Raw genomic sequence first — 14,136 nt, forward strand, 5'->3', positions numbered from 1 at the left:
AGGCTATTAAGCCTGCTCAAGAACGACCAGATTCTCCCACTTGAAAGTATCCTTTGGACATGCATTGATGCATCTCTTACAGTTTGCACCATCACAAAGGTCAGAACTGATCATAACAACACCCTCATCATCAATGGTTATGGCATCGTTAGGACAGACCTTGATACACTTTGGACACTCAGGACAATTGACCTTCATTGTCAGATATGTACCGACCTGCTCAAGAACCTGAAGTCCTTCCGGACCAAGTACCGGAATATCTTTCTCAACGACCTTGTTGACCTTTGTTGCCTTTTCAGGCAGATCGATCTGTGGCAGTCCCTTCTTCTTGAGGAACTTCTTGAGCATCTTAAAAGGCATTCCTTCTGTCCAGTATGAAATCTCCTGGATGTATGCTTCCTTAAATGCAGGATCAGTTGCAAACATTACATGGTTGCTGACAATCTTGGCTGCAATGTCCTGGAGTTCCCAGAGCCTATCCTCTGAAAGAAGGATCTCTCTTGCAACGATAAGTGAAGTGTTACCTATCTGAATTACTTCGTCAACATCAAATGGAACCATACCGACCTGGTGTGCCTTGATAGCATCCATATAGGTACCTGCAGCACCGGACATGTATGCTTTCTTAACATCGGAAACCTCTACTCCTGCTGCATTACAGAGTGCAAGGTGTCCTGCGCGGATAGCACCAATAGCAAGACCGGCTGCTTCAACGTCCTTCTCAAAGAACTTGATCTTATTCTGCAGGTAAAGGATGTGGTCTGGTGTGTTGATCTTTGGAAGGGTGATAATTCCGTTCTTCATTCCTGCTTCAAGAATTGCGATAACACCTGTACCTGTGATTCCTTTTGCTTTGATGGAATCTTCTTCGATTATATCACCATTATTAGGGTTGATCAACTCGGCCTTGACGGTGTTCATCTCTTCATCAAGTACATAGTTGCGCATGTTATTGCCCTCAAATTCAACATCTGAAACAACAAATGGTGATGCAAGCTTACCATATTTGATCTGCTGACCTTCCAGAGCAGGACCTGCTGCTGCGGAACCTGTGTAGATTGTTCCTTCATGGATAAGAGCCATTTCTGCATTTGTTCCGTAATCAGTTGCAATGGCTGTTTCTGTTGTGTCAAGGAATCCTGATTTTATGATAAGTGCAAGTGCATCAGCACCAACTTCGTGTCTGATTGCAGGTGGAACAACAAGCTTAGCGTTTGGATATACATCAAGTCCCTTGATCTCAGAACAGTCAATGATCCTGGCACTTCTGTCAGATTCCTTGATGTTGAGCTTTTCCTTCTTCCTTTCTCCTGCATAAGCAAGGTCATCGATTGGGATTCCCTGGAAAATTGAAAGCTGTATAGGGTTTCCACAAATGGACATTCTTTCCAGTTCTTCCGGCTTAACTCCCAATGTCTCTATAACATGCTTTACAGCATTGACGTGCAGACCCTGAGCAAGATCAAGACCATAAGTGATGGCAAAGTCCAGGTGATCCATAACATTTGCCCCAGGGAGGGGGTTACGGAGAGTGATAACTGTTTTCTGGATATCACCAGTGTCAAGGTCAATTTTCTGTGCTCTGATACCACTGGTACCTATGTCTATTGCAACTCCAAGTTTCATTTGAATCCCTTTTAATTCCTTTTAAATTTAATAACGTAGTATCTGTGTCCGAACTTAAAAATATATGTTGCGGTATTTTTTGTGTCTGATTGTCATTATTTAAACTGATTGAAGTACATCTTAAAACCGCTGTAATTTAACAGTACCGTGCGATATCCGGCAGCATAGATGATATTGCATGAATAACAATTATAATAAAAATATTCAGTATTCACATTTCTGTAAACACTTAAAAAACAGAAATGAAGCCTAGCAATGGTGTTTAATTAGTTGCGGCATATCCTTTCACCTTTTTCAGTCAATTGATATGCCTTCGAACCGGAGATGTCATTACTACCAGAACAAGAAGACGCCGCGGTGCATGAACAACATGCAGATGACTTGGGACTTGAGTTATTACATATTTCCTGCACATATCCCATATGTTGCAGCATAAGCAGTCTGTCTTTGATATCACTCTGCTTTACACCAAGCTTTTCTGCAGCTTCCTGAAGTGTACAATTATCAATGAAAAGGACTTTTAGCGTTTCTTTGATCATTTTAGATCCATCCTAATGTTAGTTCCGGAGATTGGTTCAAAAAAATCCTTCCATTTTATATAGGCAAAAAGCGGAAGAATTGCAAGATAAATACCGGGCCTCATATCACTGAGAGGTGTCCAGCCTGCAAATTCCACATTCTTAAGAAGATAAGCCTCAAGCATATTGCCTGTACTCACAAGCAAGTATATAATTGCGAATATCAGTGCAAGAAGAATCCCCACATAAGCATAGGATATACCCTCATAGATGCCTGAACGCATTTCCATGACACCATAAATGAACACGGTACCAATAAGTAACAGGACAAAAGCTCCTATGAGATCCGCAGGAACAAGAAGAATTCCGGCAAGTGGAATACTGAAATCCGTACCAATTAATATCCTGCCTGCTCCAGATGCCATCTGAAGCAAACCCAGAATAATATATAGAGAACCACAGATCACTGAAAAAACCATAGGCACATTTGTATCTGGTTTCTCTTCTACTGTTCCATTAATATCCAAGTAGAACACCTCCCTTGTATATTGTAAATGCTGTTATCCATGCCACTATTATTCCATAGAAAATGGCAAACAGAGTCCATTTCCAGGAACCCGTCTCTTTTCTGATAACTCCCACTGTTGCCACACAAGGCATGTAAAGCAAGCTGAAAGCCATGAGGCTAAGAGAAGTAAGCGCAGTCATACCTGAATCTGCGATCAGCCTGTCACTCAGCACATTCGAATTGTCACCTGCCCCGTAAAGAACACCCATTGACGCAACAACGATCTCCTTGGCAACAAGCCCGAATATCAAAGCAACCGAGATCTTCCAGTCAAAGCCTAGAGGTTTGAGCAGAGGTTCCACAGCATGACCAAGTAAGCCTACATAACTATTCTCGCTTCCATATTGCACACCCCAGGGGAAGGATGCAAGCGCCCAGATAACCACAACACCTACTAATATAATAGTACCAGCTTTCTTGATGTACATGAAACCATTGTCCCACATGTGAATAAAACTGGTCTTAAGAGTGGGAACCCTGTAAGGTGGAAGCTCCATGATAAAAGGCGCTGGTTTTCCCCTGACAACTGTCGTCCTGAGTATCTTTGCAGATATTATCGCAATAACAATACCCAGCACATACATACCGAATATTACAGTTCCTGCCTGCCTGCCAAAGAAAGTTCCCGCAAACAGTACATATATAGGTAATCTTGCTCCGCATGAAACAAAGGGAACTACTAATATAGTGATCAGACGGTCCTTTTCGTCCTCTATGCTCCTTGCAGCCATTATAGCAGGCACGTTGCACCCAAATCCCATGAGCATAGGGATGAATGACTTGCCGTGCATACCTATCTTATACATGAGCTTGTCCATGATAAACGCTGCCCGGGCAAGATAACCGCTTCCTTCAAGCAATGATAGCAGGAAGAACAATATGAAGATGTTAGGCACAAATACAAGCACAGCACCCACACCGCCAATTATACCATCACCTACAAGGGATGCGAGCCATGCAGGTTGCAAACTGGATGATACATACTCTGCAAACCATGTTGATGCAAGGTCTATCATATCCATGAAAGGGGTCGCAAAAGCGAATGTCAGCTCGAATGCACCCCACATAAGTGCTAAGAATATCGGAATACCAAGGTACTTGTTAGTAAGCACCCTGTCGATCATATCGGATTTAGTAAGTTTGTCATTTGCCCGGGTGCACATCTGAGGAAAAACTGTATTGATTGCAAGATAGCGCTTATCAGCTATTTCAGCCTCATATTCTTCCTGGTCAATGGAATCTATTATCTGCATTACCCGATCATAGACCGGACTTTTTGAAATCTTCTCACGGACATTGCTGTCACCTTCAAGAAGACGTATACTAATCCATCTGAGAGGATAACGTGTGTCTCGTGTTTCGTCCTCAGCAAGAACTTTCTCGATCTCAAGTATCTTGTCTTCGATCTCGGTACCATACCCGATCTCATGCCCATGATGTTGCTGGATCTCTTTTTGTTCAATAACCCTATCCAGCAGGTCGCATATACCTTTTTTCTGGCTTGCAACGGTTCTTATCACAGGGGTTGCAAGGAGCTCTTCCATCTTCTCTATATAGATACGGTCGCCTCTTTCCTCTGCGATATCACACATGTTTAGTACAATGAGGATCTCAGAACCAAGTTCCATGAGCTGTGTTGTGAGATAGAGATTCCGTTCAAGGTTGGACGCGTCCACCACCTGAATGACAATATCCGGCTTTTCCTCAATGATAAAATCACGGGCAACGATCTCATCCATGGAATATGCAGTAAGACTGTACGTACCCGGCAGGTCTATTACCTCAATGTCATAATCTTTGTATGAGACCCTGCCACTCTTTTTTTCTACGGTGACACCAGGCCAGTTACCCACATGTTGCCTGGAACCTGTTAGCGCATTAAAAAGCGTGGTCTTACCCACATTAGGGTTTCCTGTTAATGCTATCTTTATTTTCCTGCCTTCCATGAAATATCCTCAGGAACAGTTATAATGTAATTACAATATACGATAATGGGCACAAAACATCTAAAAGCTTTGGAAAATAGCCCGTTCATAGCTTGTTAATGAATATCTGTTTTGCCTCTTCTTTGCGAATGGACAGGTGATAACCTTTTATGTTATAATCCATAGGGTCTCCAAGAGGAGCATTCCTGACAAGTTCGATCTCAGTTCCTGCAACCATTCCCATATCCATTAGTTTTCGCCTTGCAGTACCTTTGACCCTCACCTTTGTTATCCGGGCCTTCTCTCCGGGTTTTAACGTATCCAGTGTGGTCTCGTGATCTTCGCTCAAGTCATTCCCTGTCCTTTTTAATGGTAGCTCTAATCAGTTTTTTGTATATAGCAATTTCGCCTTGCCTAATTTGTTTCAGTATACAAAAAACAAAAGATATTCCCATTTAGAGTTATAACTGTTAGAACCAGATCGCAAACCATAGTTAAAAGAAAGCACAAGAAAACACAAAAAGGAAAAAAGGAAGGTAACTTCAACAGCAATTTATTAAAAATTACTTCTTGTTATGATTTTTGCCATGAATAGGACATGTGTCCTTTGCAGCCGGACTGCAATCAATATACTCGCCGGTTTCACAATAATAATTGAAATGGTCCAGCCAGTATGGCCATTCGTCCTTCATGTTCATGAACTCTACGAACTTAGTGAGCGTTTCAAAAGTCTCAGGTGCCAGAACATGTTCTATCTTACAGGCATCCTGATCAGCAATTTCCTTATCAAGACCAAGAATTAGTAAGAAGTCCTTAATCACACCATGTTTTTCCATGGTACACTTAGCAATCTTTTCCCCTTCAGGAGTAAGTGTGACACCACCATACTTTTCATAATTAATGAAACCCATCTTGGTAAGTTTCTTGAACATTCCGGTGACACTTGGAGAACTTATCTCAAGCTCCCTTGAAACATCCTTGACCTGCGCATAGCCTTTTCTTTCAATTATCTTCTCGATGACCTTCAGATAATCTTCAGTTCTCTCAGTTGTCATTTCAAAAACTACCTTTTATGGATTTGATAAACAGGTTGCCTATCAATCTAATAATTGTAGGCTATAATTTTGTATACTACAGGTAGTATTTTAAGTTTACCAATTTCACCTACAAAAAATAGGTAATATAAAAATAAGTAAATAGACATCGGATGAAAAATGCAGAACAATGCTGCATTAACATCATTCTTTATTCAGGTATTTATCCAGCCTGTCCATGCCTTCTTTTATATAATCAAGACTGTTAGCATAGGAAAATCGCAAATGACCTTCTGCACCCTGTCCAAAATCAATTCCAGGAGTAACTGCAACCCCTATATCCTCAAGGATCTGCCTGCTAAGTGCAAGTGAATCCTCACCGAACTTACGGGCATCTGCAAGAACATAGTAAGCACCCTTAGGTTCAACCTTTATGTCAAAGCCGATATCTCTAAGCCTTTTAATAAGATAGAGGCGCCTCTTATTATAGGTCTTCACCATTTCTTGTGTTTGCTCCTGCGGACCTTCAAGAGCAGCCATACCTGCGTACTGGACAAAGGAATTCGTAGAAATGAACAGGTTCTGCTGCACCTTCTGTAAAGTTCTGATATACTGCTTAGGTGCGATAAGGTATCCAAGTCTCCAGCCGGTCATAGCATAGAGCTTTGAGAAACCATTGAGTACGAAAGCGTTGTCAGTGTACTCTAATATAGTATGATCCTCACCTTCATAAACAAGTCCCTGATATATCTCATCGGATATGATCGGCACATCACCTGCAACCTGCGCGATTCCCTTTAGGGTCTCTGCGGGCAACACCTGACCCGTAGGATTGGATGGCGAATTGATCAGAATTGCCTTTGTTTTAGGATTGATATGTGCGGCAAGTTCATCTGGCTGTAACATGAACCCGTTATCCTCATTTGTGTAAATGAAATCCGGTACACCACCGGCAGTTGTCACAAAGTTCGGATAACATGCATAATGAGGATTTGACATGATTATCTCATCACCCTGGTCTATGAGCGCAAGGAAAAGCAAAAGCATTGCAGGACTTGTACCTGATGTGACAATGATCTGACCAGGATCGATGTCTACATCAAATTTTTCCTTATAGCTTTTTACAATAGCCTGCCTGAGTTCTACAAGTCCCTGGCTGTGAGTGTATTTTGTATTACCTGCACACATTGCAGCCTTTGCAGCATCACATATGTGCGAAGCCGTTGGAAAATCAGGTTCACCTATCTCAAGGTGAATTATGCTTTTGCCCTCTTCTTCAAGCTGTTGTGCCCTTTCCAGTACCTCCATAACATAAAACGGAGGAATGTTTGCAACTTTTTCGGATAACATGTTACTCATCGTCCGCGCAAACTGTGTACGCATTACAGAAAATAAACAGATTCAGGATTGAACCGGTACAATAAAAGATTTTTGTTCCAAAAGAGAGAAAAACACTGGCAAAGATGCCAGCATTAACATTCTATAATAACCTGTATTGAAAAGCGTCTTAACATGTCATTTTCTTGCTTTTGCATATTCCACAAGTGCGTCCTTTATACCCCATTTGAATGCCACGACAACTGCGATTCCCCATGCAAGTGGACCTATGAGTATATAAAATATACTTGTGTCGATAAGCATAGCATCCAGTGCCAGCAGAATGACAACAAATGCAAGGAAACCCCTCAGAGCCGGAACCCATATATTAGTACCCTGAACATTCATGTTCTCAAGCAGGCTGCCGATGTAATCTGCAAACAGATCGATGGACAGCAGCCCTATCAGGAGTATCAGAATACCTGCGAACAGATTTGGCAGGTACGCCAGTATTGCGGCTATTACTCCTGCTATGATGTTAAGTTTGAGAATATTCAGGGCTGCCATGATAAACAACAGGTAACCAAAGACCTGAACAATAAGGGCAATAAGTCCCGAAGCGCTAAGGCCGCTTGCATCCATGGAACTTCCAAGACTCGTTCTGGAAATATGTTCATCAAGTCCTGAAGCTACAAGGATGTTCTTTACGAGATTTGCAAGGAAATCAACGACTAGAAGACCTATAATAAGAACAACTACAGCTGAAAGTATTATAGGTATATAAAGAATTATCTGCGTAATGAAATCTGCAACTATCTGTACATTAAGAAGATCTATGATTATCACAGCGAAAACAAAATAAACGAACCATCTGATTGTGGCATCAAAAAACTCCACTGTGGTGATATTAGTCCTCTCGATCATTTTTCCAAGAGATGTTTTGTCTATCAGGTCATCAAGTCCGATCTTGTCGAGTATTTTCGACCCGATCTTACCCAAAGCCTTTCCTGCAATCATTCCAACTATCAATAGCACTATTACAGCTATTAAAGTCGGAAGAAAAGCGATCATCTTGTCGAGCATAGTGTATACACTATCCAGTATTGGCGATGCTGCCATATTGTTCCTCCTTAATATTATTTCAGAACCGTAATTGCTGGTTCTGCCCCGTTTTCCATTAAAAAATTTCTTGCCATCCTATATAAACATAGCAGAATCTATAGAGAGGATATCTACATAATTAATATTTGTAAAAACGCACTACAAAAAAAGAGGAAAGAGTTTTAGCCTTTGGTGATGCATTCATATTTTACATCAGCTCTTTGAATATCTGGCACATCTCCCCAGAAACCCATGAACTCACCCTGAATTACAATAGCACCTTTTATTCCTTCAACGTTCTTTACAGCATCAAAAGAACCTTCAACAGCATCCCTTCCAATATCCGTTGCATTTCCAAGGGCTGTTGCTGCTGCATCGGCCAGAGATACATTATCTGAGAATACCACAGCAGCATCTGCCATTCCAAAACTGATGGAAGGACCGACACTACCTGAAGAAGTACAAACGCCTGTAATAGAATCACGGGGTTCCATTACAAAACCAAGGTTATTCAGTGAAGAATTTCCTGCATAGATGCCCATAAGCACAGGTCTGTCATTGATAATAGCAATGTCACCACCATTATCAACAATAGCGAATTTCGCCCCGGCATCAACCATGGCCTCTACTGCAAGAGCAGATATAGTACCTGCCACAGCACTCATGGGTCCGATGCCCATAGCATTTCCTGCATTGATCATTCTCCTGACAACTTCAGGAAAATCATTATTGTAATCATAGGGTTCAAGAGTACTCTGGAAAAAAGGGTCATATGCAATATATGATTCAAGTTCCCTGCGATTTTCTCTTATTGATCCACGGGCAACTTCAATATAGACTTCAGAGTCTGCCTGAATTGTAACAATGGTCTCCTTCAGCCTGAAATACTCTTTCATGCTACTGAATCCGGATTTGTAAAAAAAGAAGAATGTATCACTTGTTGTTTCCAAGTGATAGCGCATTGTGAGGACACATATCTACACATGTTCCACACTGAATGCATTTCTTATCATCTACAACCAGACTGAAATCTTCTGCAAGAGAGAAAACCTTGGTTGGACAAACCGAAACGCAGGCACTGCACTCAACACATTCAGTCTCGTCCCATTTGATAGGTACATCCAGTTTTATAACCACTGCACCCCGGTTTGTCAGGGATTTGCACATTAGATCGAACTTATCAGAGTCAACATCTGCAACCACTTCACCATGTGAACGGTCAAAATGTGCCTGTGATATGTTCAGCAGTACACCAGTTTCCAGTATCGCTTCCGCCATAATTGGTTTTGTGAGTATCTCACTTGAAATATTAATCTTGATCTTCAAATCTATGACCTCCTGGCATACAGTTTGCTGATATCATCACTGGTTATCATACCTATGACATGCCTATCCTTGTTAATGACCGGCATAGCAGAAACCTCATTCAGGTCAAGCCTCCTTGCCACTACAGCCACCTGTTCATCTGCATTTGAAGTTATGACCTTGCGGGTCATTATATCTTCCACAAGATCGAATTTGTTGAGAGAAACCGCCTTTGCGATATCCCATGCAGTAATTATTCCTGCCAGGGTCTTATCATCATTCAACACAGGAAGATGGTTAAATGAAGTATCCTGTATGATCTTGGCAGCATCATAGACACTGGCATCCTTGTTTATGGTCACTACATTGACAGCCATAATATCTGAAACAATAGCAATACCTTCTGTCTGCTTCATAGGTTTTGCCGAGATGTCCTTTGGAAGTCTCTCAACAGGCATGGATACAAAGAACTCACCCTTTGCTATCCAGTCCTTAAGTTCATTGGCAATTATCCTGGATTTCTTAAAACTTGAAAGTGAAGATGTCGGGACTTCCTTACCATTAATATCTACAAAACCACTGCGAAGTTCCTCATATGTTACATCACGCATTGCTGGTCTGTCCCTGCTTGGTATGCCGTAATCCAGTATCTTGGTTGTCACACCTGCATCACTCACCGCAGTTGCCTGGGCTATCTGCTCATTCAGTATTGGGATAGGAACACCCATTCCAACATAAAGTGAAGTGCCATAACCTGTAAAATTTGCAGCCCGGATATAATCAGTGCTCATTTTCTTGAGGTCACCCTGAACCATCAGAGTACCAAATCCTCCGCCGGAAGAATGTTGTGTTCCTTCTCCAACTATATAACCCTGGGCACCTCCAAGGAATATCCTTGTGCCTGTACCGATGGTCATGTAATCCGGGTCATTTGACAAAGGTGAAAGAACGCCGGCTCCTGAGTATGTGACGTTTCCAAAGGATGGAAGTAATGATCCCATGTAAGTGTGTATCGTGCTTCGGGTACTGTTTGTTGCAGCATTGTATTTCTGATATGCATTGCGAGGGTTCATCATAATGGCCTGGTTCATGTCATCAAGGGAAAGCGTAGTGTCGAGAACCTTCCTTGGATAACAGTCCGTTCCGTGGGACATTGCATGAAGATGCACGGACTTGCCTCTTATCAGATCTTCAATCACATGGGCACCGCCGTAATCCATGCCAAGGGTTTCAGAGATCTGTGTTGCACCTATGAAAGCATCAACTGCCGCAACACCGGTATATGCCTCCACGTCATTGAGGAAGACCTTTTGCATTTTTATAGGTGGTTCCGAGTGACCGAAGTTCAACCAGACACCAGATGAACACATCGCACCAAATGTCCCGGTAGTTACAACATCAACTTCCTTAGCAGCCTCTTCTGCACCGAGTTCACCTACAATGTGAACCATTTCCTCGGCAGTGACAACATTGACACTTCCATCTCTGATCTTGCCATTGATCTCATGAATTGTTTTCTTAACCATGCCATATACCTCTAAAGCATAACAGTAATTTTTTGGCACCTATATATTACTTATGGTAATTAGTTATTACAGATACCGTTCAGAAACAATAATGAACTTCAATTTATCTATGCACTTACTAATTAAAGTTATGATTCAGTTCTGTCAGCTGCAGAAACGGTAAACCAAAAAGTAGTGCCAACCCCGGTATAACTATCTTCAACATGAATATCCTCACCATGACATTTCAACGCCATACGGACAATTGCAAGTCCCAGGCCATGACCACTCACATGTGAAGTGTCAGCTCTCCTGAACCTGTCAAATATCTTTTTCTTATCCTTATCAGAAATTCCCGGGCCTTCATCTGATATGCTGACCTTCCACTTGCGATCTTGAGGATCAACATTCATCATTTCAATATTCACCATAATTGTGGCACCTTCTGGAGAATATTTGATAGCATTAGAAAGCAGATTGTAGAATACTTCTTCAATTATCGGGTTAACAAGCGCATTGCACTGCCTGGGTGAATCAAGCTCAACATTTATATTTTTAGGAGAAACTTTTGACAACATCCTCTCAAGGGCACTATAATAGATCAAACGAAGATCAAGCTCCTCAATGTTCATATCAGATGCACAGTTAAGTCTGGCAAATACAGTAGCAGAATCTATTGTTTTCTTCAATTTAGCTGTACTGCTTACAACATGCCCCAGAAGATGCTTTTTTTCCTCATCAGTTTCCATCTCCTCAAGATAACCTGCAAATCCTTCTATCAAGGAGATAGAACCTATAAGATCATGGCTTGTTACATCTGCAAACATATCCTTGAGCTCATTGGAATATTCAAGCTGCCTTGCACGCTCCCTTATTGCATGTTCAAGTATGCGGCGTTCACTGATATCACGGCCAATTAACACTATATATGTGGTACCTTCATTTTCGACAAATGCAAGACTTATCTCAGCAGACAGCAATGAACCATCCTTTCTCAGTAGTTCAGATTCAACCACAAGACTTCCTTTTTCAGCTACCTGACCGATCAGTTCCTGCATATCATGCCCGGTTATAAAACATCCGGGATCAAAGACATCCTGTTCCAGTACCTCAGCTTCCGTGTAACCAAGATCATGAAACACCTTGTCATTAACATAGATGAACTTCTTTGTCACCGCGTTGAGAACCATAATAAGATCATTGGACTGGTTTATGAGATTCCTGTAAAGTTCCAGTGACTTGAAAGAATCACGGAGTTTGATAGATTCAGCAAGGATGTTAGCAACAGACTGTAAGAAATTGATATCATGCTCTGTGAATTTTCGTTGCCTGTCCGTGTGTACGCACAGCACACCATACATATCTTTTCTGTCACCAATTATCACAGTGACACTGCTCACAACATTATGCTCATGAAGAAAACGAGGGATCAGGAATCTATCCTCTGTACGCATATCGACCACAACCAGAGGTCTGCCGGTAAAAGCCGTGTAACCTGCAGGAGAACCCAGGTCCTTATCCACAAGCGCTGAGCCCACGCACCACTCACTAAAACCATATCCGTATCTAAGCAGGAATTTACCATCCTGAAGTAGTTCCATTATTAGAGAATATTTTGCATTTAGGGTCTCTGCTGCTATTTTTAGTGCATAATCCATTAATAAATTAATATTAGTACATGAGAGAGCCTTTTCTCCGAGTTTTGAAAGGACTTTTTCCCTGAGATACATATTTTCAATTTTGTATTTATCAAAGGATTTTTGATTTTCATTGGTATTTGGCGTAGTATCTGCCCTTATAATGCATATTTTTCCACCTTTGATTTGATAAACATCAGGAAACGGAAACATATCGCATAACAGGTATCTGATATTACCCTGCTTATCTGCTATGTGGAATTTGCAGGACTTGCCACTTTTGTCCAAAGGTTGTGATGATAAAAAGAAATCTGACAGAGAAGTATAATCATTAAAGGTATCACAGCAAAGCTCGGTGTGGCTTAGATTTAAGATATCTTCAGCCGTGAAACCTGTAAGGTCACCCACCGCTTTGTTGGAACAAAACACTCTGTTATGTTCATCAAGATAAATAACCCCTATATTTAACCTGGTGAACAGATCCTGATCGATGTTCTGTAACATCAATTGCGGGAACGGGTCGTGTATGTTTTCTGAACTCCCAGACATTTACATCCCACTTATTATATTTCAGCAGACCAACTATGGTATACTCGTAGTTCATAAATACATTGTGGTCAGCAAGCATAAAAACAGATAATCAAAAAATAATAAAAGCCGGACGGCTTTAATCGATATGCACAGAGCGGGCAACACCCAGCTCTTTCATGTCCATTATTATCTCAATGACACCATTGCGATATCTTGCTTTTGCAGAATCCGGGTCAACGCTGGAAGGAAGATCGATACTTTCCTCATACACTACATCTTCATTTTCTGCGCTGATCTCAAGTGATGTCTCAGTAACATTAAGATCGATGTCCTCTTTGTCAACATCCTGAAGCTCGATCATGACATGCACTTTATCATCTATCTCAAATACATCCATGAGTGGTTTTCTTTCATTTACCCTGAACTGCTGTATAATGGATTCTTCTTCATCGTCCTCATCTTCATCATCAGAGAAGACATTTCCAAATTCCCTTATCTCAGGCTCCTCCCCAGGATGGCGGGAAACTGAAAAACCATAGAAGAATGGCTGCTTTTCAAAATCTTCGAAGTTAAGACCGAACCTCTCCATCATCTGATCGATAATATCTTCTATATCTGTGAAACTGCCTTCATTGAAGATATCGTCAAAAAAACCTCTCTTTTTTCTTTTGTCAGCCATAGATATACTCCGCTTTGCTAGGTAGATAGAAGTCGCACTATTTATTCTTTGGGAACTATTTCATTCTTTTGGGAGGGGAAATTCAGCTTCGGTTTATATAAAAAACAGCAATCAATACTTATATTAACCGTGTCAATATAATTTATAAATACAGGACAGCAGAGCAGGAGATCCAGATGGAAGACAGGTTAAGAATTCAACCTTTTATTGTCGAACATTTACTTGGAAAGGATGTTATAGTATACTGCGGAGGTATCCTCACATTCCGCGGAAATGTCAAGGCATGCAGCGATGGCGTGCTGACCCTTGAGATAACTAAAGACCGCTATTCTCACATCTCTGTTGACAGTATAATCACAATAAAGTATGATGAAGATTCCTGAAACTTAG

The 14,136-nt window shown here is 41.3% G+C and carries 14 protein-coding genes; 1 reads left to right on the forward strand and 13 read right to left on the reverse strand.

All coding sequences use genetic code 11. From position 1 onward, the window contains the following. Positions 1–6 precede the first annotated feature (6 nt). The 13 genes from BLP52_RS01445 to BLP52_RS01505 form a co-directional block, all read right to left on the reverse strand. Positions 7–1,626: a methylamine methyltransferase corrinoid protein reductive activase gene (locus BLP52_RS01445; protein WP_091708052.1), complete on the reverse strand. Its 1,620-nt coding sequence runs from the start codon at positions 1,624–1,626 to the stop codon at positions 7–9. 266 nt (positions 1,627–1,892) lie between these two features. Next, complete coding sequence (locus tag BLP52_RS01450; RefSeq protein ID WP_091708054.1) at positions 1,893–2,165, reverse strand: hypothetical protein; 273 nt, start codon at positions 2,163–2,165, stop codon at positions 1,893–1,895. Continuing rightward, positions 2,162–2,671, reverse strand: a complete 510-nt coding sequence (locus BLP52_RS01455; protein WP_091708056.1) for a hypothetical protein — start codon at positions 2,669–2,671, stop codon at positions 2,162–2,164. The genes BLP52_RS01450 and BLP52_RS01455 overlap by 4 nt, the downstream gene beginning before the upstream one ends. After that, positions 2,661–4,658, reverse strand: coding sequence for a ferrous iron transport protein B (feoB, locus tag BLP52_RS01460; RefSeq protein WP_091708057.1), 1,998 nt, complete (start codon positions 4,656–4,658; stop codon positions 2,661–2,663). The genes BLP52_RS01455 and feoB overlap by 11 nt, the downstream gene beginning before the upstream one ends. Positions 4,659–4,743: 85 nt before the next feature. Continuing rightward, positions 4,744–4,986: a FeoA family protein gene (locus BLP52_RS01465; RefSeq protein WP_091708060.1), complete on the reverse strand. Its 243-nt coding sequence runs from the start codon at positions 4,984–4,986 to the stop codon at positions 4,744–4,746. 214 nt (positions 4,987–5,200) lie between these two features. Further along, on the reverse strand, positions 5,201–5,692 hold the full coding sequence (locus tag BLP52_RS01470; RefSeq protein WP_091708062.1) for a metal-dependent transcriptional regulator: 492 nt from the start codon (positions 5,690–5,692) through the stop codon (positions 5,201–5,203). Positions 5,693–5,875: 183 nt separating this feature from the next. After that, positions 5,876–7,021: a pyridoxal phosphate-dependent aminotransferase gene (locus tag BLP52_RS01475; RefSeq protein ID WP_091708065.1), complete on the reverse strand. Its 1,146-nt coding sequence runs from the start codon at positions 7,019–7,021 to the stop codon at positions 5,876–5,878. Between the two features lie 165 nt (positions 7,022–7,186). After that, positions 7,187–8,107: a mechanosensitive ion channel family protein gene (locus BLP52_RS01480; RefSeq protein WP_091708067.1), complete on the reverse strand. Its 921-nt coding sequence runs from the start codon at positions 8,105–8,107 to the stop codon at positions 7,187–7,189. 164 nt (positions 8,108–8,271) lie between these two features. Next, the gene (locus BLP52_RS01485; protein ID WP_091708386.1) at positions 8,272–8,985 is read right to left on the reverse strand and encodes a UPF0280 family protein; all 714 of its coding nucleotides are present in this window, start codon (positions 8,983–8,985) and stop codon (positions 8,272–8,274) included. A gap of 37 nt (positions 8,986–9,022) precedes the next feature. Next, on the reverse strand, positions 9,023–9,415 hold the full coding sequence (locus BLP52_RS01490; protein ID WP_091708069.1) for a 4Fe-4S binding protein: 393 nt from the start codon (positions 9,413–9,415) through the stop codon (positions 9,023–9,025). Between the two features lie 2 nt (positions 9,416–9,417). Next, positions 9,418–10,920, reverse strand: coding sequence for a homocysteine biosynthesis protein (locus BLP52_RS01495; protein WP_091708071.1), 1,503 nt, complete (start codon positions 10,918–10,920; stop codon positions 9,418–9,420). A 128-nt stretch (positions 10,921–11,048) separates the two neighbouring features. Then, on the reverse strand, positions 11,049–13,085 hold the full coding sequence (locus BLP52_RS01500) for an ATP-binding protein (protein ID WP_091708073.1): 2,037 nt from the start codon (positions 13,083–13,085) through the stop codon (positions 11,049–11,051). 118 nt (positions 13,086–13,203) lie between these two features. Continuing rightward, complete coding sequence (locus BLP52_RS01505; protein WP_091708076.1) at positions 13,204–13,746, reverse strand: Hsp20/alpha crystallin family protein; 543 nt, start codon at positions 13,744–13,746, stop codon at positions 13,204–13,206. A 176-nt stretch (positions 13,747–13,922) separates the two neighbouring features. Here BLP52_RS01505 and BLP52_RS01510 point away from each other — a divergent pair, with 176 nt between their 5' ends. Next, positions 13,923–14,129 (forward strand): MM0924 family protein, encoded by a 207-nt coding sequence (locus BLP52_RS01510; protein ID WP_091708078.1) that lies wholly within the window; start codon positions 13,923–13,925, stop codon positions 14,127–14,129. Positions 14,130–14,136 lie beyond the last annotated feature (7 nt).

Origin of the sequence: Methanolobus vulcani, assembly GCF_900100715.1 — an archaeon.
GTDB classification, from domain to species: domain Archaea; phylum Halobacteriota; class Methanosarcinia; order Methanosarcinales; family Methanosarcinaceae; genus Methanolobus; species Methanolobus vulcani.

What these genes read in the sequence shown, in the direction of transcription:
- BLP52_RS01445 (WP_091708052.1), bottom strand. Translation starts at nt 1,626, where the DNA reads ATGAAACTTGGAGTTGCAATAGACATAGGTACCAGTGGTATCAGAGCA.
- BLP52_RS01450 (WP_091708054.1), bottom strand. Translation starts at nt 2,165, where the DNA reads ATGATCAAAGAAACGCTAAAAGTCCTTTTCATTGATAATTGTACACTT.
- feoB (WP_091708057.1), bottom strand. Translation starts at nt 4,658, where the DNA reads ATGGAAGGCAGGAAAATAAAGATAGCATTAACAGGAAACCCTAATGTG.
- BLP52_RS01470 (WP_091708062.1), bottom strand. Translation starts at nt 5,692, where the DNA reads ATGACAACTGAGAGAACTGAAGATTATCTGAAGGTCATCGAGAAGATA.
- BLP52_RS01475 (WP_091708065.1), bottom strand. Translation starts at nt 7,021, where the DNA reads ATGTTATCCGAAAAAGTTGCAAACATTCCTCCGTTTTATGTTATGGAG.
- BLP52_RS01480 (WP_091708067.1), bottom strand. Translation starts at nt 8,107, where the DNA reads ATGGCAGCATCGCCAATACTGGATAGTGTATACACTATGCTCGACAAG.
- BLP52_RS01485 (WP_091708386.1), bottom strand. Translation starts at nt 8,985, where the DNA reads ATGAAAGAGTATTTCAGGCTGAAGGAGACCATTGTTACAATTCAGGCA.
- BLP52_RS01495 (WP_091708071.1), bottom strand. Translation starts at nt 10,920, where the DNA reads ATGGTTAAGAAAACAATTCATGAGATCAATGGCAAGATCAGAGATGGA.
- BLP52_RS01500 (WP_091708073.1), bottom strand. Translation starts at nt 13,085, where the DNA reads ATGTCTGGGAGTTCAGAAAACATACACGACCCGTTCCCGCAATTGATG.
- BLP52_RS01505 (WP_091708076.1), bottom strand. Translation starts at nt 13,746, where the DNA reads ATGGCTGACAAAAGAAAAAAGAGAGGTTTTTTTGACGATATCTTCAAT.
- BLP52_RS01510 (WP_091708078.1), top strand. Translation starts at nt 13,923, where the DNA reads ATGGAAGACAGGTTAAGAATTCAACCTTTTATTGTCGAACATTTACTT.